At 58.9% G+C, this 24,104-nt stretch carries 16 protein-coding genes, 1 tRNA gene and 1 rRNA gene; 12 read left to right on the top strand and 6 right to left on the bottom strand.

From position 1 onward, the window contains the following. Positions 1–28: 28 nt before the first annotated feature. Together ACJO2E_RS01460 and ACJO2E_RS01465 are read left to right on the top strand one after the other, a co-directional pair. Positions 29–3,829, top strand: coding sequence for a pilus assembly protein (locus tag ACJO2E_RS01460; protein ID WP_406961180.1), 3,801 nt, complete (start codon positions 29–31; stop codon positions 3,827–3,829). Between the two features lie 73 nt (positions 3,830–3,902). Further along, positions 3,903–4,322 (top strand): type IV pilin protein, encoded by a 420-nt coding sequence (locus ACJO2E_RS01465; protein ID WP_406961182.1) that lies wholly within the window; start codon positions 3,903–3,905, stop codon positions 4,320–4,322. A 6-nt stretch (positions 4,323–4,328) separates the two neighbouring features. Here the strand turns inward: ACJO2E_RS01465 and ACJO2E_RS01470 are convergent, their stop codons facing one another. The 3 genes from ACJO2E_RS01470 to ACJO2E_RS01480 form a co-directional block, all read right to left on the bottom strand. Further along, positions 4,329–4,904, bottom strand: a complete 576-nt coding sequence (locus ACJO2E_RS01470) for a GspH/FimT family pseudopilin (protein ID WP_406961184.1) — start codon at positions 4,902–4,904, stop codon at positions 4,329–4,331. A 124-nt stretch (positions 4,905–5,028) separates the two neighbouring features. Then, a complete protein-coding gene (locus tag ACJO2E_RS01475) occupies positions 5,029–6,414 on the bottom strand; it encodes a sigma-54-dependent transcriptional regulator (RefSeq protein WP_406961186.1) in 1,386 nt (461 codons plus the stop codon). A gap of 22 nt (positions 6,415–6,436) precedes the next feature. Beyond that, complete coding sequence (locus tag ACJO2E_RS01480; protein ID WP_406961188.1) at positions 6,437–8,083, bottom strand: ATP-binding protein; 1,647 nt, start codon at positions 8,081–8,083, stop codon at positions 6,437–6,439. A 122-nt stretch (positions 8,084–8,205) separates the two neighbouring features. On the opposite strand from ACJO2E_RS01480, the gene ACJO2E_RS01485 reads away from it, so the two are divergent. Then, a complete protein-coding gene (locus tag ACJO2E_RS01485) occupies positions 8,206–9,870 on the top strand; it encodes an NAD+ synthase (protein ID WP_406961190.1) in 1,665 nt (554 codons plus the stop codon). A 45-nt stretch (positions 9,871–9,915) separates the two neighbouring features. Here the strand turns inward: ACJO2E_RS01485 and ACJO2E_RS01490 are convergent, their stop codons facing one another. Beyond that, positions 9,916–10,746 (bottom strand): outer membrane protein assembly factor BamD, encoded by an 831-nt coding sequence (locus ACJO2E_RS01490; protein ID WP_406961191.1) that lies wholly within the window; start codon positions 10,744–10,746, stop codon positions 9,916–9,918. A gap of 173 nt (positions 10,747–10,919) precedes the next feature. On the opposite strand from ACJO2E_RS01490, the gene rluD reads away from it, so the two are divergent. The 3 genes from rluD to clpB all read left to right on the top strand — a co-directional run bounded on the left by rluD (position 10,920) and on the right by clpB (position 15,392). Further along, positions 10,920–11,897, top strand: a complete 978-nt coding sequence (gene rluD / locus ACJO2E_RS01495) for a 23S rRNA pseudouridine(1911/1915/1917) synthase RluD (RefSeq protein ID WP_406961193.1) — start codon at positions 10,920–10,922, stop codon at positions 11,895–11,897. Further along, a complete protein-coding gene (pgeF, locus tag ACJO2E_RS01500; protein WP_406961194.1) occupies positions 11,887–12,630 on the top strand; it encodes a peptidoglycan editing factor PgeF in 744 nt (247 codons plus the stop codon). The genes rluD and pgeF overlap by 11 nt, the downstream gene beginning before the upstream one ends. 185 nt (positions 12,631–12,815) lie before the next feature. Further along, on the top strand, positions 12,816–15,392 hold the full coding sequence (gene clpB, locus ACJO2E_RS01505; RefSeq protein ID WP_406961196.1) for an ATP-dependent chaperone ClpB: 2,577 nt from the start codon (positions 12,816–12,818) through the stop codon (positions 15,390–15,392). Between the two features lie 79 nt (positions 15,393–15,471). Here the strand turns inward: clpB and ACJO2E_RS01510 are convergent, their stop codons facing one another. Continuing rightward, a complete protein-coding gene (locus tag ACJO2E_RS01510; RefSeq protein WP_406961197.1) occupies positions 15,472–16,218 on the bottom strand; it encodes an MHYT domain-containing protein in 747 nt (248 codons plus the stop codon). A 394-nt stretch (positions 16,219–16,612) separates the two neighbouring features. Then, on the bottom strand, positions 16,613–17,071 hold the full coding sequence (locus ACJO2E_RS01515) for a DUF4124 domain-containing protein (RefSeq protein WP_406961199.1): 459 nt from the start codon (positions 17,069–17,071) through the stop codon (positions 16,613–16,615). 613 nt (positions 17,072–17,684) lie between these two features. On the opposite strand from ACJO2E_RS01515, the gene ACJO2E_RS01520 reads away from it, so the two are divergent. The 6 genes from ACJO2E_RS01520 (at position 17,685) to ACJO2E_RS01545 (ending at position 24,104) form a co-directional block, all read left to right on the top strand. Then, positions 17,685–19,403, top strand: a complete 1,719-nt coding sequence (locus ACJO2E_RS01520) for an acetolactate synthase 3 large subunit (protein ID WP_406961201.1) — start codon at positions 17,685–17,687, stop codon at positions 19,401–19,403. A gap of 2 nt (positions 19,404–19,405) precedes the next feature. Beyond that, a complete protein-coding gene (gene ilvN, locus ACJO2E_RS01525; RefSeq protein WP_328188565.1) occupies positions 19,406–19,897 on the top strand; it encodes an acetolactate synthase small subunit in 492 nt (163 codons plus the stop codon). 64 nt (positions 19,898–19,961) lie between these two features. Next, the gene (ilvC, locus tag ACJO2E_RS01530) at positions 19,962–20,978 is read left to right on the top strand and encodes a ketol-acid reductoisomerase (RefSeq protein WP_406961203.1); all 1,017 of its coding nucleotides are present in this window, start codon (positions 19,962–19,964) and stop codon (positions 20,976–20,978) included. A gap of 136 nt (positions 20,979–21,114) precedes the next feature. Next, entirely contained in the window at positions 21,115–21,942 is an 828-nt protein-coding gene (gene pssA / locus ACJO2E_RS01535) for a CDP-diacylglycerol--serine O-phosphatidyltransferase (RefSeq protein ID WP_406961205.1), read from the top strand. A 437-nt stretch (positions 21,943–22,379) separates the two neighbouring features. After that, positions 22,380–23,920: ribosomal RNA gene (locus tag ACJO2E_RS01540) — 16S ribosomal RNA — on the top strand. A 107-nt stretch (positions 23,921–24,027) separates the two neighbouring features. Next, positions 24,028–24,104 (top strand) — tRNA-Ile (locus tag ACJO2E_RS01545).

The following is a 24,104-nucleotide window of genomic DNA, read 5'->3' on the forward strand; positions in this document are numbered from 1 at the left end:
AGGGATCTGGAGCAGCGGAGATTGGGCTATGAATCTATTGAAAGCTTGTATGAAAAAAATCCGGATAGCGTGCGACCAGAGGGTAGCGCATTGCGGGGCGGCTTTGTTGCTTATCATGGCGCCTCTCCAGTATTCCTCAGCCGAAGTGGCCCAGTCTCCCTTGTTCCTGGGTGGAGGTAGTGGTGTACCGGGTAACCTAGTGTTAACACCCTCGGTAGAGTATCCGACTATACAGAGTCTGGCGAACCTCGGGAATTACAGTCCTAGTACGAAATTCGAAGGTTACTTCGATCCGGGCAAATGCTATCGCTACAGTTATGCCGGGGATAACCACCAGAACAATCACTTCTACCCCTCAAGTACGACGTCATCACGTACCTGTAGTGGTTCTGGAGAATGGAGTGGTAACTTTCTGAACTGGGCGCTGACCCAGACGATCGATCCGTTCCGTAAGGTGTTGACCGGGGGCTATCGCGTCAGGGATACCGCTACCGAAACCTGGTTGGAGAAAGCCCGCCATCCTGGCCAGAGTGGCCTTACTGTCAAGGACCTCAATGATGGAGCCCTTGTCGCCGGGGCAACTCCCTTTAACGTAGACCGTATCCGGGTAAAAATCGAAGGCCTCGAAAAAGACATGCGGTTCAGCCTCAATAACCGCTCTGTTGATGCGTCGCAGGAATGGTATGACCCGTCGGAAAGTATCAGGACTCAGGATAATAATAGTTATCGCGCGGCTGTTCGTGTCAAGGTGTGTGATACATCTGTGGGGTTGGAAGATAACTGCCGTCAGTACAGCCAGGGCTGGAAACCCGAAGGTCTGATTCAGCAGAATGCCCGGGATATCCGCTACAGCGTGTTTGGCTATTTGAACGATCCGGGAAGCTCCCGGGACGGTGGCGTTCTGCGGGCAAATCAGAAATACGTTGGCCCGCAGCGGTTTGTTGAGGGTGAGGGCTTTTTGGCTAATCCGAATGCGGAGTGGGACGAGGAAACTGGTGTCCTTGTTGACAACCCCAATCCCGATGACGCCGAAAGCACTCCTGGAAGTATCACTAATAGCGGTGTTATCAACTACATAAATAAATTTGGGCAACTGAACAGTTATGATCAGAAAGCACTGGATCCGGTGAGCGAGCTCTACTACGCCGCTACCCGCTACCTGAAAAACCAGGGCAATGTTCCTAGCTACTCGGCACTTAGTGGGAGCGATGTCGCCCGGTACACGGACAACTTTCCCGTTATCACGGATTGGGACGATCCGATTCAGTATGAGTGTCAGTCCAACGTCATCCTTGGGATAGGCGATGTAAACACTCACGATGATGGCAACCTACCTGGGACAAGTTATAGAGGAGACGAGCCCTCATTGCCTGACGAGGTCAGCGACGATGATACGGTCGATGTAACCACTGCGACGAACAAGGTCGGTGATCTGCAAGGGATTAATAATCTTGGAGAGAACCAATTCACTGGGCGTGAGAATACAGCCTACATCGCCGGACTCGCATACGATAATCACACCGTTGACATGCGACCGGATCTCCCCGGCAAACAAACCGCGTCGACGCACTGGGTTGATGTTCTGGAAAACCAGGCCCTGGCCTCTCCGTCAAACAATCAGTACTACCTGGCGGCGAAGTACGGTGGGTTTGATATTCCAGAAGACGAAGAGGAAGAAGCCGCTGACTTTGACCCCTATACAAGAACCGAACCATTGCCTGAAGGATGGTGGCATACCAACAACGAAACGGTCTCTGTCGGAGGTACCAGTTTCAAGCGCCCTGACAATTTTTACACCGCCGGTGAAGCAGGCAAGATGATCGAAAGTCTGCGGGAAGCGTTCAGAAACATCACTGCCGAAATGTCCAGCTCTGCCTCTTCGGTGGCCGCCAACTCCACGTCGCTTCAGTCCGACACCGCCATCTTCCAGGCGTCATTCGACAGCTCCGCCTGGAGTGGTAACCTGAGCGCCTTTGAGCTTAGCGCTGGGGGTGTAATCTCCGTGGCTCCTATATGGTCGGCGGCGGAGAAGCTAGACGATATGAGTGACGTTGAGATTGGCAATCGGAACATATTGACTGCCGCGCCATTAGCCGATGTCGGGGATATCATGCTGACGTCAACAGGGCAAGGCTTTGAATGGGCCGATCTGGCAGAGGATCAACGGGATGCCCTTCGAATGACCGAAAGCGGCACCATGTCGGAAGTCTCAATGGGGCAGAACCGACTGGACTATCTGCGTGGGCTCCGTACCCAGGAGCAGACAGATACAAACCAGACGCTACCGTTCCGGCAGCGTGACAGTCGCCTTGGAGACATTGTCAATTCGTCACCTCAATACGTACATCAGGAGAATTTCGGGTATTACTTCCTTGACTCCGTACCCGGGTTTGGTGACGTGGACAGCTATGCCGATTTCCGGGATAGCGATGTCTATCAGGATCGTCCTCCCCTGATCCTCGTGGGTGCGAACGATGGGATGCTGCACGGGTTCAATGGCAGTATTGACCCGGATGATGGCGGTGAAGAGCTCTTTGCCTATGTGCCGGCGGGGATCTTCGACAACCTGTGGGAACTGACAGAGCCGGAATACGAGCATCGCTACTACGTTGATGGTACGCCACGGGTCAGTGATGCCTGGCTGGGCAATACCCTCGGTTGGAGAACCATTGCCGTTGGCACCACCGGTGCTGGGGGCAGGACGGTATTTGCCCTGGATGTGACCGACCCGGAGAACATGGGCGAGTCGGAAGTGCTCTGGGAATTCTCGCATCCGGATGCCGGCTACATGATGCAACAGCCATCCATATTCGCCTTGCCGAACGGTGAATTTGGTGTGGCCGTCAGCAGTGGCTACGAGTCCGGTTTCGACGATGGTGTGGTGTGGCTTCTGGAAGCAGGGACTGGCGATGTCATTGAGACCATCGAAGTGCCAACCGACGGTGCGGACCTGGGCTCACCCGTCCTGATCGATCTGGACCGGGACCGCGTGGCGGACAGGATGTACATCGGCGATACGGACGGCCGGATCTGGCGTGCGGACCTTGAGGGAACCAATACGAACAACTGGGACGACGTTACTTTGTTGTTTGAGGCGGCCGAAGACCAGAGTATTACGGCGGACCCGGTGGCGGCTCTTAACGAACAGGGGCAGGTTATGCTGTTCTTTGGCACTGGCAGTTTCCAGGATATTGGTGACAACGTAGTGCCCGAAGACCCCACCGTGGACTCGTTCTACGGGATTGTTGATCGCGGGAGTCTGGTTGAACGCGACGACCTGCTGGAACAGGAAATTCTGGCCGAAGGAACCGTAAGCGGAAACCGGGTCCGAGTGGTCTCCAAGAATGAGCCCAGCGGGAGTGCCTATAACGGCTGGTTTATCGACCTGCTCTGGAAAGAGTCCAATGGTGGTCCAGGGGCCCAGGGAGAAAGGGTGGTATCGAAAGCCCTGGTTCGTTCCGATCGGGTTATCTTTCCAACCCTGATCCCATCAGAGGATCCCTGCGCAGCGGGTGGCCGTAGTTGGTTGATGGAAGTATCCCTGAATACTGGTGGCCGCCTGGATTACCAGGTGTTTGACATCAATAACGATGGTGAGATTAACGACGAGGACAATGTCGAAGATCCCCAGTGTGAGGGTGATTGCCCGGATATACCACCTTCCGGCACGGATCCGGATATCGGTATTATCAATACCCCGACGATTGTCGAAGGCTGCGTCGACGACGATGAGTGCAAGGTTGTCAGTGGCTCTTCCGGGCAGGCGGATACGATCCAGGAGGAAGGAAACGTCAACTGGGGCCGAATCAACTGGGAACAGCTCCGATAGCACAGCCGATGATGAGCCAGCCCGAAAAACGGGCTGGCGAACACCACTAACGTACTTGATCATGGATACTGAAATGAGAAAACCTCAGATAAATGCGGGCAAGGGTTTTACGCTGATTGAGGTAATGATTGTTGTTGTTATCATCGGCATCCTCGCTGCGATCGCTTATCCCTCTTACCAGGCGCATGTGGAACGGACGCGCCGTAATTTAGCGCAGGCTGATTTGCTTGAGCTGGCCCAATGGATGGAGCGTCGTTATTCGACAGAGTTTGACTATAGGGACGGTGGCGGCGATCCGGTACTTCCATTCGATACGTCGCCAAGAAACGCTGCTGAACCAACTGCGTACAATATCAGTTTTGACGGTGCAGTTGGTCGATCCGATTTCGAGTTACAGGCTCAACCGACGGCGATGCAAAACGGTGACCGATGTGGAACCCTGACTCTGAATGAACAGGGCTCAAGAGGGGCTGACGAGGCTGATTGCTGGTAACTCCACCTAGGGGCAGCGGATATTTTCGCCACTGGCGTTTTCAACAATGCCATCGCCGTTGCGGTCTTGTGACCATATCAGTCGACCACCAAAATTAATGCGAACGTGGTTGGCTCTTTCAGCAGACCGGGAGGCCGGACACCAGGTCAGGTTGCCGATGGATCCCTTTGAACTGCCATCAGGGTTGAACTGGAAATATCGCCTTGGACCGCTTCCACTGTTACTCGGTATGATTTGGCCAGAATCGTGCAGAGTCAGCTGCTTGATGATCTGAAGTTCGTCCTGGAGTTCCCTGATGTTGTCCGGATCCAGAAATATCGCCACCGGTTGTTGCCAGTCGTTCGTGCAGGCGCCATCCGGTTGTATCGGACAAAGGGTTACTGCGGTCCTGCGATGGACTGCGGTTGTTCTGGCCAGCGTAAACGCCCGTTGAAGGTTGGTCTGGACAGAAGATGCCTGGACCCTTTCCGTAACCGGTGTCCACAAGATCGTTGTGACGGTGAACAGCATTGCACTGATCATGAGTGTGACAATCAGCTCAAGTAACGTTGCTCCCTCTTCCTTGAACTTATATATATCCATGTTTTTATCGCTTTCCCGAAGTTCAGGCCAGCGATTGTGCCCAAGGGGCGCATCCCCTGGTATCGGCATATTTCGATTCCAGAGGTAAGTCTTCACTTACACTTGAAAGCTACAGGCTTTCTTCTTATTCCATCCCCAACTTCTTCAACCGATACCGCAAGGCCCGGAAACTGATCCCCAGCCGCTTGGCTGCTGCGGTCTTGTTCCACCGGGTAGCCTCCAGGGCCTTTTCAATGGCTTGCCTTTCAATGGTCTCCAGGTACCCCTCCAGGTCCATCTCGCCATCGGGAACCGGCGGCAGTGCATCATTGTGGTCTTCAGCATGGCCGTTGGATCGGTCTTCCGGCAGGTCGATGGGCGGGGTGCCGATATGCAGGTCGTCGGCGTCGATCACTTCCGAGTCGCACAGGGTGAAGGCCCGTTCCAGGATGTTCTCCAGTTCCCGGACATTGCCGGGGAAGGCGTAGTCCCGCAGATAGGCGAGGGCGCCCTTGCTGAGCGTCGCCGGGGGGCACTCGTATTCCTTGGCGATGCGCTCCAGGATGTGCGTTGAGAGCAGGGGGATATCATCCGGTCGATCACGCAACGGTGGTACCGCCAGTTCGATCACGTTGATGCGGTAGAACAGGTCCTGGCGGAAGCTGCCGTCTTTCACCAGTTCCGGCAGGTTCTTGTGGGTGGCGCTGAGGATACGGATATCCACCGCCACCTCCCTGGATTCACCCACCGGGCGTACGGCCTTTTCCTGGATGGCCCGCAGCAGTTTGACCTGCATGGCCAGGGGCAGGTCGGCCACTTCGTCCAGGAACAGGGTGCCACCGTTGGCGCTGCGGAACAGACCATCCTTGTTCTCGTTGGCGCCGGTAAAGCTGCCCTTGCGATGGCCGAAGAACTCGCTTTCCATCAGCTCGGAGGGGATGGCCCCACAGTTAACGGCGACAAAGGGCGCATCGCTTCGTGGGCCCTGCAGGTGGATCATGCGTGCCACCAGTTCCTTACCACTACCAGACTCGCCACTGATGAACACCGGGGCCTGGCTCCTGGCCAGCTTGCGGGTCTGACTGCGTAGCCGGCGGATTTCCCGGGAGTCACCCAGCAGCAAACCGGGTTCATCCGTTTGTTCGGTTTCCTGTCTCTCTGGTTCCGACAACTTGAGGGCGCTTTGGACCAGATCCCGAAGCCTGGGCAGTTCCACCGGTTTGGAGACGAAATCGAAGGCACCGGCCTTGAGCGCTTCAATGGCGGTGTCCATGTTGCCGTAGGCGGTGATCACTGCCACCGGTGTCTCCGGAGCGTGCTCCTGTATCCAGGCGACCAGGTCGATGCCGTTACCGTCGGGCAGGTTCATGTCCGTCAGGCACAGGTGGGCGGGCTCCGCCTCAAGCAGTTCACGGGCGGTAGCCAGGTCCGGTGCTGAGCGGGTGGCGATGCCCATGCGGACCAGGGTGATCTCCAGCAGTTCGCGGATATCCGGTTCATCATCCACTATCAGCGCGGTATGGGTGGTCATGGGTGAACGTCCTTAAACTCCGTTATATCAGGCGGCCGGATGGCGCGAAGGTGATCCGGAAACAACAGCCCTGGCCGTTGTCCTTCAGTAGCGACAGGTGGGCCTGATTGGTTTCGCACAGCTCCCGGGCCAGGTAGAGGCCCAGGCCGGTGCCGCTCTTGTCAGTGGTAAAGAAAGGTTCGAAGATCGAGGCACGGTGTTCCTCGGAGATGCCCGGGCCATCGTCCTGTATATCGATGTAGGCCCGTTCGCCGTCGGCGGTGGCGCCAACCCGCAACGTCAGCGTTGCTGAGCCGGTCTGCTCCTGGCTGTAGCGCAGGCCGTTGTCGCACAGGTTGGTCAGCACCTGTTCGATCTGGCTCTTGTCGAAGCGGGCCTGGGGAACACCGGGTAACACCTCCAGGTCGATGTGGGCCGTCGTGCCATCGCGGCTTCCCCGGGCCTGCCGGTAATCCTGGGTGAAGTCTTCCAGCCACCGGGGAAGATCCACCAGCTCGGCGTTGGCCTGGCGTCGGCGGGACAGGTCCAGCACGTTCTCGATAATCCCGTTTACCCGCCGGGAATGGCGTTGCACGATCTCCAGCATGCGTTGGTCCGCCTCGCCAATCTCTCCGGATTCCTGCATGAGTTGGGCGGCATGGCTGATGGCGCCCAGGGGATTGCGGACTTCATGGGCGATGCTGGCCGTTAACCGCCCCAGGGAGGCCAGTTTCATCTGCTGGGCCTGTTGGGTCACCTTGCTCAGGTCCTCGATAAACACCAGGATCAGATCACTGTTCTCTTCGTCCAGGCGGGTAAAGCTGGCTTGTATCATGGGGGCCGCGGACTGGATCTGGCAGGGTTCGGGACGCTTTTGTGGATTCTCCTTCCAGGCCGCCAGGCCCTCCAGCAGGGCGATGGGCAGGACGCGGCTCTGGTGGCCATGGTTGCCGGTCAGGCCAAAGAGGAGTTCCTCGGCGGCACCGTTGGCCAGCCGGATACGGCCATCCTGGTCGGTGACCACAATACCGGTACGCATGCGCTGGATAATCTGTTCGTTGATCTTTTCCAGCTCCACAATGCTGCGGGCACGGAAATCGGCCAGTGCTTCACTGCGTTGCATGCGCCGGGTCACCGACTGCAGGATCAGTGCCGCACCGAAGTAGAGTATCCCCAGCGAGCCGGCACGCACGATATTGTCGACACTCTCATCCAGGGCCATGACGCCCCACCCGGAAATGGCCAGGGAGCATATGGCTGCCAGGGCGGCATAGAAGATGCCCATGCGGCTGGGGGTCAGGATGTTGCCCGCCGCCACCGTGATAATGATCAGGTTGGCCAGGCCATTGGTAATGCCGGTACTGGTCGCCAGGAAGAAGTGGATAGCGAGGATGTCGAACAACAGGGAGAGAGTGATATGGCGCTGGCTGAGCCGGAAGCCCTGCATCAGCAGTATGCCGATAATGACGTTGAGCGCCAGGTAGGCCAGCACCCCCGACTGGTACTGGACCGGCAGGCGCATGGGGTGATCCATTTGCGCCGGATCCACAAACAGCAGGCCGGCCAGCACCAGGCTGATCACAATCCGGTATACGTTATACACCCGGAAAAGCCTGTGGCTCTGTGCAGGGGGAGCCGGTATCAGGGGGCTGGCGGGTTGTTCGGTATTTTCCGGCGGAGCGTCTTTCAAGCGGACATCTCTTGCGTTGTTGCAATGGGTTTATGGGGCTTTCCATGCCTCAACGCAGCAGAAATCCGTTCTGCACACCGTTATAATAGCCTTTTCACGGCAACAGGTTACAGGAGCGGAGCATGTCTGAGCAGCCAGGTGCAGGAACGGTGGGCCAGATCACCCGGAAACTCACTGTCGTCATGGCACAGATGGATTTCCTGGTGGGGGACATACCCGGAAACACCCGCCTGGTCATCAATGCGGTCCGCAAGGCCGAGCAGGAGCATAACGCAGATCTGGTTGTATTTCCGGAACTTTGCCTCACCGGCTATCCTCCGGAAGACCTGTTGCTGAGGCCAAGCCTGGAGTTGAGGGTGGCCGACGCGCTGGCAGAGCTGTGCCAGGCCGGCCTGCAGGCTGCCTGTGCTATCGGGGCGCCGGTCCGTCAGGGCGGGCTGCTGTACAACGCTGCCCTGGTGGTGGATGGTGGCGAGGTTGCCGCTACCTACTGCAAGCAGTTCCCGCCCAACTACCAGGTGTTCGACGAAAAGCGTTACTTTGCCGCCGGCTCCGACACCTGTGTCCTGGAGTTGCGGGGTGTGCCCGTCGGGCTCACGGTGTGTGAGGATATCTGGAGTGAGGGGCCGGTCGAGCGAGCGGCTGCCGCTGGCGCCCAACTGCTGATCAACCTCAACGCCTCCCCCTACGATATCGGCAAGCAGGCCCGTCGCAAGGCACTGCTGGAAGGCAAATCCCGGGATAACGCCATCAGTATCATCTACGTCAACCTGGTGGGCGGGCAGGATGAGCTGGTGTTCGACGGCGGCTCCCTGGTCTATGACCATTCCGGTGGGCTGGCGCTGGAAGCTCCCCAGTTCGATGAAGGCCTGTATGCCGTGGAGTTCCTCTACGACCGCCATTGCCAGCCGCTTTCACGGCCACCGCTTCCCGAACCTTCCCTGGAGGAAAACATCTACAGGGCCCTGGTGCTCGGCGTCAGGGACTACGTCAACAAGAACGGCTTCCGTTCCGTGGTGCTGGGGCTTTCCGGTGGCATCGACTCCGCGGTCACGCTGGCGGTTGCGGTCGATGCCCTGGGGGCGGACCGGGTGCGGGCGGTGATGATGCCGTTCCGCTACACCTCATCCATGAGCCTGGAGGATGCCGAGGCACAGGCCAGAGCCCTGGGCGTGCACTACGATGTCTTCTCCATTGAGCCCATGTACGATGCCTTCATGGCTACCCTGGCCGGCCCCTTCGAAGGCACCAGCCCCGACACCACCGAAGAGAACCTGCAGGCGCGCCTGCGAGGCGTGCTGTTGATGTCCCTGTCCAACAAGTTCGGGTCCCTGGTGCTGACCACCGGCAACAAGAGCGAGCTGGCGGTGGGTTACTCCACCCTCTACGGCGACATGGCCGGTGGTTTTGATGCCCTCAAGGACGTACCGAAGACCCTGGTATTCCGCCTGGCCCGGTACCGGAATACCCTCGGCCCGGTCATCCCGGAGCGGGTAATTACCCGCCCCCCGTCCGCTGAACTGGCGCCAGACCAGAAGGATGAGGACAGCCTGCCCGGTTACGATATCCTGGACCAGATCCTCAACCTGTACGTGGAAAGGGATTTCAGTGCCGAAGCCATTGTGGCGGAAGGATTTGATCGCGCCGATGTGGAACGGGCCGTGCGGCTGGTGGATATCAACGAATACAAACGCCGGCAGGCGCCGATCGGCGTCAGGATCACCGAACGGGGATTCGGCAAGGACCGGCGCTATCCCATTACCAATGGCTGGAAACCCGGCAACTGAAGAAAGGAAATTGGGGCTGCCACGTTGCGGCAGCCCCGGAAGGCGTCAGTCCCCAAGCAGGCCGAAGGTGACCACGTTCAGCAATGACCGGTTCTCGGGCGTCAGGTCACGGCCCTGGAAGTTCAGGTTACGGTCGAAAGCCTCGCTGCCCGGGTAGTTGACGGCCAGCAGGCGGATCGCGTCCTTGGCGGCATCATCCAGTTCCAGAGCCTGGTAGGTTTCCGCCATCAGGATCAGGGCTTCCTCCGTGGAAGGTGACTCGGGGTAGTTCTCCACCACATAACGGGCCCGGTTGTTGGCGGCCAGGTAGGCCTGCCGACGGATGTAATAGTTGGCGGCGTGGAGTTCCAGCTCTGCCAGCCGGTTACGGATGGCAATCATGCGCTGGCGGGCATCCGGGGAGTACTCGCTGTCCGGGTAGCGGCTCAGCAGTTCGGAGAAATCCTGGAAGGCCCGGCGCTGCTCACCGGGATCGCGGTCGGTGGGGTCCACTCCCAGGTATCGTGTTGCCAGCCCCACGTCCAGGTTGTAGGAGGCCAGGCCCCGCATATACAGGGCATAGTCCGCCTGTTCGCTTTGCGGGTTCAGGCGCAGGAAACGGTCAGCGGCGCTGCGGGCGCCTTCCAGGTCCAGGTTCTGGTAGCGGGCGTAGATCAGGTCGAGTTGGGCCTGTTCAGCATAGCGACCGAACGGGTAGTAGGTCTCCAACTGGTCCAGGTTGCTCTCCGCCTCGTTGAAGTTGCCCGAGTTCATGGCGCTGCGGGCTTCCTCGTAGTAGGTCTCTTCCGGCAGTACCTCTGCCTCCTCCTGGGTGGAAGCGCAGGCGCCCAGAACCAGTGTGGCGGCCACTAATACACAACGAAAACCTGATCTCATGCCTGAATCCCGTATAATAACGTTTGAGCCGGTGGCTCCCACCGGAATCGGCCATTGTAACGGCCTTGTCCGCTGTTGTGCAGTGGGTTAACGGACATTCACCAGGGGCGACTGCAAAGACCGGGGTTCCGGCTTTGCTGACTGAGCAGTCCCTCAAACGGCCCGGGGCCAGTATGACAGAACTTTCCCGAATTCGTGCCTCATTCGAGGTGCCCCATGAACTCTCCGACCGGCGGCTGGACCAGGCGGTGTCGGAGCTGATGCCAGAACATTCCCGGTCGCGGCTACAGGGCTGGATCAAAGACGGACACCTCACCCTCAATGGTCGCCGGTGCAAACCGCGGGAAAAGGTGATGCTCGGAGACCGCATCGAACTGGATGCGGAGCCCGAGGCGCAGGTGGAATGGCAGGCGCAGGCCATTGAGCTGGACGTGGTCTACGAGGACGAGCACCTGCTGGTGATCAACAAGCCTGCTGGCCTGGTGGTGCATCCGGCGGCGGGCCACGCCGATGGTACCCTGGTCAACGCGCTCCTCAACTATGCGCCGGAGGTGGAGAACCTGCCCCGGGCGGGCATCGTCCATCGGCTGGATAAGGATACCTCCGGCATTATGGTGGTTGCCCGCAGCCTGATTGCCCATACTTCCCTGGTGGATCAGCTTCAGGAGCGGACCATGGGACGTGAATACGAAGCCGTGGTGGTGGGCGAACTCACCGGTGGGGCCACCGTGGACGCCCCCATCGGTCGCCATCCCCGCGACCGCAAGAAGATGGCCGTGGTGGCCTCGGGCAAGCCCGCCGTCACACACTATCGGCTTGTGGAACGCTTCGCCGCCCACACCCATGTCCGGTGCAAGCTGGAGAGCGGTCGTACGCATCAGATCCGCGTCCATATGGCCCATGTGAGGCACCCGCTGGTGGGTGACCCACAGTATGGCGGTCGCCTGCGGCTACCGAAGGGAACCACCGAGGCTTTGCGGGAGGTGCTGGCCGGGTTCCAGCGCCAGGCACTCCATGCCCGCCAACTGACCCTGGAGCATCCGGAGACCGGCGAAATCCTCACCTGGGAAACGCCGCTCCCGGAGGATTTCGAGCAGTTGCTGGCGGCCTTGCGCCGACACGCGAAGGAACTGGAAAGCCATGAGTTCTGAGTTACCGGTGATCCACCCTGACTGGCCGGCACCATCCCGGGTGCGGGCCCTGTGTACCACCCGGTCCGGTGGTGCCAGCTCCCCCCCCTGGGACAGTTTCAACCTGGGAGACCATGTAGGTGACAACCACGGGGATGTCCTGGAAAACCGGCGCCGGCTGGCCCACTGGGCCCACCTGGAAACGGAGGACTTCCACTGGCTGCAACAGGTGCATGGTACCGATGTCGCGCGCCTGCCCGGAGACGACCCTCTTGCCGATGCGGCGGTGACGGACCGGCCCGGCGTCGTCTGCACGATCCTGACGGCGGACTGCCTGCCGGTCCTGTTCTGTAACAGGGAGGGAACGCAGGTGGCGGCGGCCCATGCCGGTTGGCGGGGGCTGGCCGATGGTGTACTGGAGAATACGGTAGCAGCGTTTGATCAGTCTGCACAGGTACTGGCCTGGCTGGGGCCGGCCATTGGCCCTGAACGCTTTGAGGTGGGGCCGGAGGTGCGGGAGCGTTTCCTGGCGTTCAGCCACCAGTTGGACCCGTGCTTCGCCCTGTCACCGGATCGCCCCGGGCATTTCCTGGCCGATATTGTCGGACTCGCCCGGTTCCGTCTGCAGCAGGCCGGTGTCGAAGCCATCCATGGTGGTGACTGGTGCACGGTCAGTGAGCCGCAACGGTTCTTTTCCTATCGCCGGGACGGCCAGACCGGTCGCATGGCATCCTGTATCTGGCTGGAACCCTGAACATCAGCCCCGCCATCCACTGATCCCTGTCAATTTTCTGACACTTTTGGCCGTCTTCGTCTTGAAGTCCCCCCAGTTGGCCCTACATTAAAGGTCAAAGCAATCCGCATGTCGTTTGCCGCGGGAATGATTCCGCCAGGTTGTTGGGCAAAGGCATTGATAGCAAGAACTGGGGATGACAGACCATGAGAATTGACAAACTCACCAGCCGGTTACAGACCGCACTTGCAGACGCCCAGTCACTGGCGGTTGGCAGGGACCACAACTTTATCGAGCCCATCCATCTGATGCATGCACTGCTGGACCAGGAAGGCAGTGGTATCAAGCCGCTGCTCAAGCAGGCCGGGGCCGAACCCAACCGCGTGCGTCAGGCGATCGCCTGGGAGATCGAGAACCTGCCGGAAGTGAAAGGCTCGGCGGGCGATGTTTCCATGTCCAACGACATGGGGCGCCTGTTCAATGTGGCAGACAAGCTGGCCCAGCAACGTGGCGACCAGTTTATTTCCAGTGAACTTATGCTGCTGGCGGCGCTGGAAAACCGGGGCACCCTCGGGCGCGTGCTGAAAGAGCAGGGTGTGACAAAGGAAGGCCTGGAAAAGGCGATTGACGAGATCCGCGGTGGTGAAGCGGTTAACGATGCCGGCGCTGAGGAAAATCGCCAGGCCCTGTCCAAGTACACCATTGACCTGACCGAGCGAGCCGAAGCCGGCAAGCTGGATCCGGTGATTGGCCGCGACGATGAGATCCGACGCACCATCCAGGTCCTCCAGCGTCGCCGCAAGAACAACCCGGTGCTGATTGGTGAGCCGGGTGTGGGCAAGACCGCCATTGTGGAAGGGCTGGCCCAGCGCATCGTCAATGGTGAGGTGCCGGATGGTCTCAAGGACAAGCGCGTGTTGTCCCTGGACATGGGCGCGCTGATTGCCGGCGCCAAGTTCCGGGGGGAGTTCGAGGAGCGCCTGAAAGCCGTACTCAATGAACTTGCCAAGCAGGAAGGCCAGATCATCCTGTTTATCGATGAGATCCACACCATGGTCGGCGCCGGCAAGGCCGAAGGTTCCATGGATGCCGGCAACATGCTCAAGCCGGCCCTGGCCCGTGGCGAGCTGCATTGCGTGGGCGCCACCACCCTGGATGAATACCGTGAGAACATCGAGAAGGACGCTGCCCTGGAGCGCCGGTTCCAGAAAGTGCTGGTCACCGAGCCTACCGAGGAAGACACCATTGCCATCCTCCGTGGCCTCAAGGAGCGGTATGAGGTGCACCACGGTGTCGAGGTCACCGACGGCGCGATCATCGCTGCCTCCAAGCTGTCTCACCGCTACATCACGGACCGACAGTTGCCGGACAAGGCCATCGACCTGGTGGATGAGGCCGCCAGTCAGATCCGCATGGAGATGGACTCCAAGCCGGAGGCCCTGGATCGCCTGGAGCGGCGACTGATCCAGCTCAAGATCGAGCGGGAAGCCCTCAAGAAGGAAAGCGATGCAGCCTCCAGGAAGCGGCTGGAAGAGTTGTCCAGTGTCATTTCCGGTGTTGAGCGGGAGTACGCTGACCTGGAGGAAGTCTGGAACACCGAGAAGGCAGCATTGCACGGCTCCCAGAAGATCAAGAGCCAGCTTGAGCAAGCCCGCATCGACCTGGAGAACGCCCGCCGCGCCGGAGACCTGGGCAGGATGTCCGAGCTCCAGTACGGTACCATCCCGGAACTGGAGCGGCAGCTGGATATGGCCAGCCAGGCCGAGATGATGGAGATGAAGCTGCTGCGTAACCGGGTCACCGACGAGGAGATCGCCGAGGTGGTCTCCAAGTGGACTGGCATCCCGGTGTCCAAGATGCTGGAAGGGGAGCGCGACAAGCTGATGCGCATGGAAGAGGCATTACATCAGCGTGTCATTGGTCAGGATGAGGCCGTTGAGGCCGTGGCCAACGCCGTGCGTCGATCGCGGGCGGGGTTGTCTGATCCCCACCGGCCCAACGGCTCTTTCCTGTTCCTCGGGCCAACCGGGGTGGGCAAGACCGAGCTGTGCAAGTCGCTGGCGGCCTTCCTGTTCGACACCGAGGAGGCCATGGTCCGTATCGACATGTCCGAGTTCATGGAAAAACACTCCGTGGCCCGGCTGATTGGTGCGCCTCCCGGCTACGTGGGTTACGAAGAGGGTGGCTACCTGACCGAGGCCGTGCGCCGTCGGCCATACTCTGTGCTGTTGCTGGATGAGGTGGAGAAGGCCCATCCGGATGTGTTCAACATCCTGCTGCAGGTGCTGGAAGATGGGCGCCTGACTGATGGTCAGGGGCGCACCGTGGACTTCCGCAATACGGTGATCGTCATGACCTCCAACCTGGGGTCAGATATCATCCAGCAGAAGGCCGGGGAGGAAAACTACGAGGCCATGAAGAACGCCGTCATGGAGGTGGTGGGTACCCACTTCCGTCCGGAGTTCATTAACCGGGTGGATGAAGTGGTGGTGTTCCATCCCCTGGCGGAGAACCAGATCCGTGGTATCGCTAGCATTCAGATCGAGTCACTCGGCAAGCGTCTTACGGACCAGGATATGCGGCTGGAGCTGGACGACTCCGCTATGGATCTGCTGGCGGAAGTGGGGTATGACCCCGTCTACGGTGCCCGACCGCTGAAGCGGGCTATCCAGCGCATGATCGAAAACCCGCTGGCCCAGCGGCTGTTGCAGGGGGAATTTGTCTCCGGTGACGTGATCCGGGCAACGGTGAAGGACCACCAACTGGTGTTCAGCAAGGGTTGATACAACAGGGCAGGAGCCTCTGGTACGGGTGGCGGCCCCTGGGTCATGGAATACCCGGTCCGGGGGCCGCTGCAGCCCACTATCTCTGGAGGCTTTCCTGAGCCTGCCGATCATGGCTCCATAGGTAGCAGAATGGTATTGCTGCCCCGAGCACCACGCCGACAACCACGAAGATGCTGATGCCCAGGTTGTGGCCGCTCATTGCGCCAAGTACCCAGGGGGTCCCGGCCATATCTGTGGCGATATAGCTTGTGGCAGCCATACCGGTGTAGTGCATGCCGCACACCGCTGCGCCCATGACCGGAGCACTGAGCAACATCAGCCAAAGCCCGCTAAGGTGGAAGGCAATCCAGAGGGCTGCGGTTGCGGCGACCACGGCGATGACTACCGACAGGGCAACTATGGAAGGGTCGTACTGAAGCGTTGCCGGCATCAGCATTGCTTCCATTCCGATGTAGTGCATGGCGGCAACACCCAGGCCCATGACCAGTCCACCGCCAACCAGGCGAGGCATGGAGCGCCTCCCCAGGCCGGCAATCGCGAGTCCGGCGGCGCTGGCTGCGATAGCCACAAGCGCCGAGAAGATGGTTATGCCGCTGTCATAGGTCACCACCATGGGCATACGGTGGGCCACCATGGCGATGAAATGCATTGCCCAGATGGCGCCGCCACCCATGGCGACCCCGCCGAGCAGGATAATGGCGATTCGTTGTGCCCCGGTGCGTGCCGAGGCGAGTCCCCCCGCCAGTTCCAGTGCGGTGAGTGCCCCGAGTATCGAGACAACATAAGAGATGAATACCAGGCCCAGGTTATAGCTTCCGTCCATTACAATACCTCCCATGCCCCGGTCGGTCGCTGAAATCTCCCCCCCCTGGCCCTCAGTGGTGCCCGAAGGCCCGCTCTGCCAGTTGGAGGGGCGTTAGAAATAGCCTAGTGTTCGCGGTGAATTTCCGCTGGCAATGATACAAAACGAAACGAAAAGGAAACGCAGCCTGACAATTGGCCGCAGGCGACACACAGGAAGTGCTTGGGGTGATGGGCAGATTGAACATGGGGCAGGGTATGGCTGGGTGGTTAGCGGCCCCGGGGGTGACTGGCTGCCCGGACTCCCAGGTCGTGCAGTGGTGAGGATCAGGCGGGAGCTTCCCCGCCTGATCGCAGCATTGCGGCAGAATTATCTGAGCGCAATAGCCGCCGGAAACACGACATTGAAGCGTTGCTTATGACTCGGCTTCGCCGCAGCTCTCACTGACAATGTCCTCGAACTGCTGCTTCTTCTCCGCGATTTCCTCGGGGCTCAGGTAGCGTTGCTCGCCATCTTCCGTCACCCGGATGCGGGCGTTACTATTGATGGCCTGAAGGTTCGCCTGGGCGGTCTGGCACCGGGCCTCCCGTTGCTTGCGACGGGCTTCCTCGACAGCGGTTTCCTTCTCGCGGCGTTCCCGTTCGGCCTGGTTCTCATCGAGGGCTCTTACCTGCTCCTGGGGTGACTGCCGTTCGGCGTCGTTGCTGGACTGGCCGGTTTTCACGCTGACCCTTTCGGAGGAGCGGCCAGCCGGTTCACGGTCGCCAAAGTGCACCACGCCGTTTTCATCCTCCCAGCGATAAACTGACTCCGCGGAGGCAAGGGTGGGAACCATCAGGCCAATCAGGGCCAGTAGTATCAGGCGTTGGATCATAACCGCAAAATCCCTCGAAGTTTGAACTGACGGGCAGGTGTGGCGTCTGTCGGAAAATAAGGCAGGACCAGCCACCACCAGCCATTTAACGACAATCATGCCATGGCGGGTCAAGGTTTTCCTGCATCGCTCTCAATTCTGTGAACCAGGGGGCAGCCTGGTATCCCCTCGCCAGCGCTTGGCTGGACGTTTCTGCCTGAACCAGTTGCCAAATCAAACCAAATGCACGGGAATGGGCGCTATAGAGGTGCCTGGCGCGCTGTTTCTATTGACAGAATCTTTCCCGCTGTCAGAATTACAGGTTGCCTGAAAGCAGGGGTCAATACGGCAGGCAATCCCGAGCAGTAACCCCCGTTGAATACCACACTGTGCTTCCTGTACCCCGGGTACAGGCGGTTGCTTTTTCTATCGGCAAAGCGCCCAGTATGATGGCAACCCGTTGACTGGCCCTGTTCCGGAACCCTCAGGAACCGGGCTGTCCAGGAGACAACCTCTGTCAGAAATGGTGTGGCGGAACGCCCATGCCGGCCTTCAAAAGAGGCCAAGGCACCGGGCATCCAGGCAATTCGGGACGATTCCCGTAACATTCACTCGTATATAGAGGGTACATCACGTGGAGTTATTGTCTGGTGCCGATATGCTCATCCGCTCTTTGCAGGATGAGGGTATAGAGTACATCTATGGTTATCCCGGTGGTGCGGCGCTTCATATTTATGACGCGCTGTTCAGGCAGGACAAAGTCAAGCATATTCTGGTGCGCCACGAGCAGGCTGCGGTCCACATGGCCGACGGCTACGCCCGGGCTTCCGGAAAACCAGGTACCGTACTGGTGACCTCGGGTCCTGGAGCCACCAACACAATCACCGGCATTGCCACCGCCTTCATGGATTCCATTCCCATGGTGGTGCTGTGCGGTCAGGTGGCGTCCACCCTGATCGGTGAGGATGCCTTCCAGGAAACCGACATGATCGGCGTGTCTCGCCCTGTCGTGAAGCACAACCTGTCTGTGCGTCATCCGGAGGAAATTCCGGAGATCATCCGCAAGGCTTACTACATCGCGTCCACCGGTCGTCCCGGACCGGTGGTGGTGGATATCCCCAAGGATATGACCACCCCCAACGAGCGCTATGAGTATTCCTACCCTAAAAAGGTCAAGCTGCGGTCCTACAATCCAGCGGTTCGCGGGCACACCGGTCAGATCCGCAAGGCGGTGGACATGCTGTTGTCCGCCAAGCGCCCTATCATCTACGCCGGTGGTGGTGTGATCCTGGGTAAGGCCACCGACCAGCTCACCGAACTGACCCGCATGCTGGGCTATCCGCTCACCAACACCCTGATGGGCATCGGTTGCTACCCGGCGTCGGACCCGCAGCACGTAGGCTGGCTGGGCATGCACGGGACCTACGAGTCCAACATGGCCATGCACCACTCGGACCTGATCCTGGCGGTGGGTGCGCGCTTTGATGACCGTGTCACCAATGCTACCGAGAAGTTCTGCCCCGGCGCCCGCATCATTCACATCGATATCGATCCGGCGTCCATCTCCAAGACTGTGGAAGCGGATGTGCCCATCGTCGGTCCGGTGGATGCGGTGCTCCGTGAAATGATCGGCATGGTAAAAGAATCCGAGCATAAGCCGGATGCCGATGCCCTCAAGGCCTGGTGGAAGCAGATCGACGACTGGCGGGCCTTCCATGGCATGCGCTATGAAACCAGTGACGACGTCATCAAGCCCCAGGAAGTCATTGAGATGCTGCACAAGCTGACCAATGGCGAGGCCTACGTGACCACCGACGTCGGCCAGCACCAGATGTTCGCGGCCCAGTACTACAAGTTCGACCGGCCCAACCGCTGGATCAACTCCGGTGGCCTGGGCACCATGGGCTTCGGTCTGCCCGCCGCCATGGGAGTCAAACTCAACTACCCGGATGACGAGGTACTCTGCATCACCGGCGAGGGCAGTATCCAGATGAATATCCAGGAACTGTCCACGTGCAGCCAGTACAACCTGCCGGTGAAGATCATCAACCTGAACAACCAGGCCCTGGGCATGGTCAAGCAGTGGCAGGACATGAACTACGAGTCCCGGCATTCCCAGTCCTACATGGAATCCCTGCCGGATTTCATCAAGCTGGCGGAGGCTTACGGCCACGTTGGTGTCCGGATCGAGAGGAAAGAAGATCTGGAGTCGACGTTGAAGGAAGTCCTGGCCATGAAAGACAAGCTGGTGTTTGTCGATGTTTACGTTGACCGGTTCGAGCACGTTTACCCGATGCAGGTGGCCCGAGGTGCCATGAAAGATATGTGGCTCAGCAAGACGGAGAGGGTGTGATCATGCGTCGAATCATTTCTGTTTTGCTGGAAAACGAACCGGGCGCACTGTCCCGGGTGGTCGGGCTGTTCTCCCAGCGCAACTACAACATCGAAACACTCACCGTGGCACCCACGGAGGACGAGACCCTGTCCCGTCTGACCGTTACCACCACGGGCTCCGACAAGGTCATTGAGCAGATCACCAAGCAGCTCAACAAGCTGATCGAGGTGGTCAAACTGGTGGACCTGACCGAGGGCGCGCACATCGAGCGGGAACTGATGCTGGTCAAGCTCAAGGCCAGCGGCGCCCAGCGGGCGGAGATCAAGCGGACGGTGGACATCTTCCGTGGCCAGATCGTGGATGTCACCAGCAGCGTCTACACAGTGCAGTTGGCGGGTAACAGCGATAAGCTGGATGCCTTTATCCAGGCAGTGGGCACCGCCGGCGTACTGGAAGTGGTGCGCTCGGGTGTCTCCGGTATTGCCCGTGGCGAGAAGGTTCTCAGTCTCTGAGTTTCTGAACGATTTCACCGAAAAAGGGCCCTGGAAGCGGGGCCAATACAAGACAGAGGTTACTATGCAGGTTTACTACGATAAGGATTGCGATCTTTCCATCATCCAGGGCAAGAAAGTTGCCATCCTCGGTTTTGGTTCCCAGGGCCACGCCCATGCGTGCAACCTGAAGGAATCCGGTGTGGACGTCACCGTGGGCCTGCGCCCCGGTTCCTCATCCATTCCCAAGGCGGAAGCCTATGGCCTGAAGACCGCCGATGTGCCGAGCGCCGTTGCGGCCGCTGACGTGGTCATGGTGCTGACTCCGGACGAATACCAGGCGGAGCTGTACCAGTCCCAGATCGAGCCCAACCTGAAGGAAGGCGCCACCCTGGCGTTCGCCCATGGTTTCGCCATCCACTACAACCAGATTGTTCCCCGTAAGGACCTGGATGTGATCATGGTGGCTCCCAAGGCCCCGGGTCACACCGTGCGCACCGAGTTCGAGCGTGGCGGCGGTATTCCTGACCTGATCGCCATCTTCCAGGACGCCTCCGGCAACGCCAAGAACCTGTCCCTGTCCTACGCCAGCGGCATCGGCGGTGGTCGCACCGGCATCATCGAAACCACCTTCAAGGACGAGACTGAAACCGACCTGTTTGGTGAGCAGGCGGTCCTGTGTGGCGGTACCGTTGAACTGGTCAAGGCTGGTTTCGAGACACTGGTGGAAGCCGGTTATGCGCCGGAAATGGCGTACTTCGAGTGTCTGCACGAACTCAAGCTGATCGTTGACCTGATGTACGAGGGCGGTATCGCCAACATGAACTACTCCATCTCCAACAACGCGGAGTATGGTGAGTACGTGACCGGTCCGGAAATCATCAACGAACAGTCCCGGGAAGCCATGCGTAATGCCCTCAAACGCATCCAGAGCGGTGAGTACGCCAAGATGTTCATCTCCGAAGGTGGGCTGAACTACCCGTCCATGACGGCCCGTCGTCGTCAGAACGCCGCCCATGAGATCGAAACCGTGGGTGAGAAGCTGCGTTCCATGATGCCGTGGATCACCGCGAACAAGATCGTGGACAAGGACAAGAACTGATTCCCCCGGGAAACGGTTCCCTCCTGGAAAACGCGGCCTTCGGGCCGCGTTTTTTTGTTCCAGGGGCGACCATGATTTTTCCCGATTTGCCCCAGGGGGTTATACTGGATAATTCACCCATGACGGAATTGGATTCATGAGCGACGCCAAGAAAAGCGCCAAAGTCCCGGAAAACGACAACGACCTGCGACCGGGTGAAGTGGAAGAAGAAGAGGTGGTGGAAGGTGACCGGGTCCGTCGTCGCGGTATCTATCTCCTGCCCAACCTGCTGACAACAGCCTCACTCTTTTCCGGTTTCTACGCCATTGTGTCGGCGGCCAATGGCATGTTTGCCAATGCGGCCATCGCCATCTTTGTATCCATGATCCTTGATGGTTTGGATGGTCGTGTTGCCCGCATGACCAATACCCAGAGCAAGTTCGGCGAAGAATACGACAGCCTGGCGGATATGGTTGCCTTCGGTGTGGCGCCGGGGCTGGTGGCTTTTTTCTGGTCACTCAACAACCTCGGCCAGGTGGGGTGGGCCATTACCTTTATCTACGTGGCCGGTGCCGCCCTGAGGCTGGCTCGTTTCAACACCCAGATAGGCTCCGTGGACAAGAAATTCTTTGTGGGACTGCCCAGTCCGTCGGCGGCCGCCGTGGTGGCGGGGCTGGTCTGGTGTTTCCATGAATACGAACCGGCAAGCTGGCTGACCGCGCTGACCATTGTCATCGTTGGTGGTGCGGGTGTGCTGATGGTCTCCAATATCCTGTACAACAGCTTCAAGGACCTGGACATGCGGGGGCGTGTTCCCTTTGCGGCGATCCTGCTGGTTGTGCTGGTCTTTGTAGTGATCGCTCTGGATCCGGGTACCGTGCTGTTCACCGCATTCCTGATCTATGTGCTCTCTGGGCCCGTGCGCGCCCTGTTCCGGCAGGGGCGTCGGCCGACCGGTGAGAGCAGGGCGACGCCCGAGGAGTAATTGGATCATTTTTCAGTCGATATGACGGCGAACTGACCGGTTTTATAGCGGCAAACCGAAACCGCCCTAAAAAAGTTGGTATTGGCCGTTGACAGGAATCGGTGAGGCTGTAGAATGCGCCCCACTTCGACGGACACGGCCCATGAGGCTTGAACGGGAAGGCGAAGTAAGCGGTTGTTTGATTTGGGTTTTTGCGGTTCAGGTCTTCTTCGGGAGCGGCGTTAAAAACCTTGAAATAATCGTTGACAAGGTGGCGATCTGATGTAGAATACGCGGCCTTGATTGAGCAGATGCTCAACGCTCTTTAACAAGTTGACCAAGTAATTCGTGTGGGCGCTGGCCGAGACTATCTGGCGACAGATAATCGAGGCAAGCGACTCGTCGAGAATGAGTTTTGTCTTGAGCAAGATTAGAGATCTTCGGATCTTGTATGATTTAAACTGAAGAGTTTGATCATGGCTCAGATTGAACGCTGGCGGCAGGCCTAACACATGCAAGTCGAGCGGAAACAGGGGGAGCTTGCTCCCCGCTGTCGAGCGGCGGACGGGTGAGTAATGCATAGGAAACTGCCCAGTAGTGGGGGATAGCCCGGGGAAACCCGGATTAATACCGCATACGCCCTTCGGGGGAAAGCAGGGGATCTTCGGACCTTGCGCTATTGGATGTGCCTATGTCGGATTAGCTAGTTGGTGGGGTAATGGCCTACCAAGGCGACGATCCGTAGCTGGTCTGAGAGGATGATCAGCCACATCGGGACTGAGACACGGCCCGAACTCCTACGGGAGGCAGCAGTGGGGAATATTGGACAATGGGGGCAACCCTGATCCAGCCATGCCGCGTGTGTGAAGAAGGCTTTCGGGTTGTAAAGCACTTTCAGCAAGGAGGAAAACGTGTTGGCTAATACCCAGCATGCTTGACGTTACTTGCAGAAGAAGCACCGGCTAACTCCGTGCCAGCAGCCGCGGTAATACGGAGGGTGCAAGCGTTAATCGGAATTACTGGGCGTAAAGCGCGCGTAGGCGGTTTGATAAGCGGGATGTGAAAGCCCTGGGCTTAACCTGGGAACGGCATTCCGAACTGTCAGGCTAGAGTATGGTAGAGGGTAGTGGAATTTCCTGTGTAGCGGTGAAATGCGTAGATATAGGAAGGAACACCAGTGGCGAAGGCGGCTACCTGGACCAATACTGACGCTGAGGTGCGAAAGCGTGGGGAGCAAACAGGATTAGATACCCTGGTAGTCCACGCCGTAAACGATGTCTACTAGCCGTTGGGACTCTTGAAGTCTTAGTGGCGCAGTTAACGCACTAAGTAGACCGCCTGGGGAGTACGGCCGCAAGGTTAAAACTCAAATGAATTGACGGGGGCCCGCACAAGCGGTGGAGCATGTGGTTTAATTCGACGCAACGCGAAGAACCTTACCTGGCCTTGACATGTTGGGAACTTTCCAGAGATGGATTGGTGCCTTCGGGAACCCAAACACAGGTGCTGCATGGCCGTCGTCAGCTCGTGTCGTGAGATGTTGGGTTAAGTCCCGTAACGAGCGCAACCCTTATCCCTAGTTGCCAGCACATAATGGTGGGAACTCTAGGGAGACTGCCGGTGACAAACCGGAGGAAGGTGGGGATGACGTCAGGTCATCATGGCCCTTACGGCCAGGGCTACACACGTGCTACAATGGCGCGCACAGAGGGCTGCAACCCCGCGAGGGTGAGCTAATCTCATAAAACGCGTCGTAGTCCGGATCGCAGTCTGCAACTCGACTGCGTGAAGTCGGAATCGCTAGTAATCGCGAATCAGAATGTCGCGGTGAATACGTTCCCGGGCCTTGTACACACCGCCCGTCACACCATGGGAGTGGATTGCACCAGAAGTGGTTAGTCTAACCTTCGGGAGGACGATCACCACGGTGTGGTTCATGACTGGGGTGAAGTCGTAACAAGGTAGCCGTAGGGGAACCTGCGGCTGGATCACCTCCTTAACGATAGCTGGAGGTTTCGGTCAGAGTCCACACGAATTACTTGGTCAATGAGAAGAGAGCAAAGGGTCTTTCGGGCCCGACTTGGCTTGTTTGTGACAAGCAAAACCGGGTCTGTAGCTCAGGTGGTTAGAGCGCACCCCTGATAAGGGTGAGGTCGGTGGTTCAAGTCCACCCAGACCCACCA

It is taken from the genome of Marinobacter shunpengi (genome assembly GCF_045449695.1).
Classification (GTDB): domain Bacteria; phylum Pseudomonadota; class Gammaproteobacteria; order Pseudomonadales; family Oleiphilaceae; genus Marinobacter.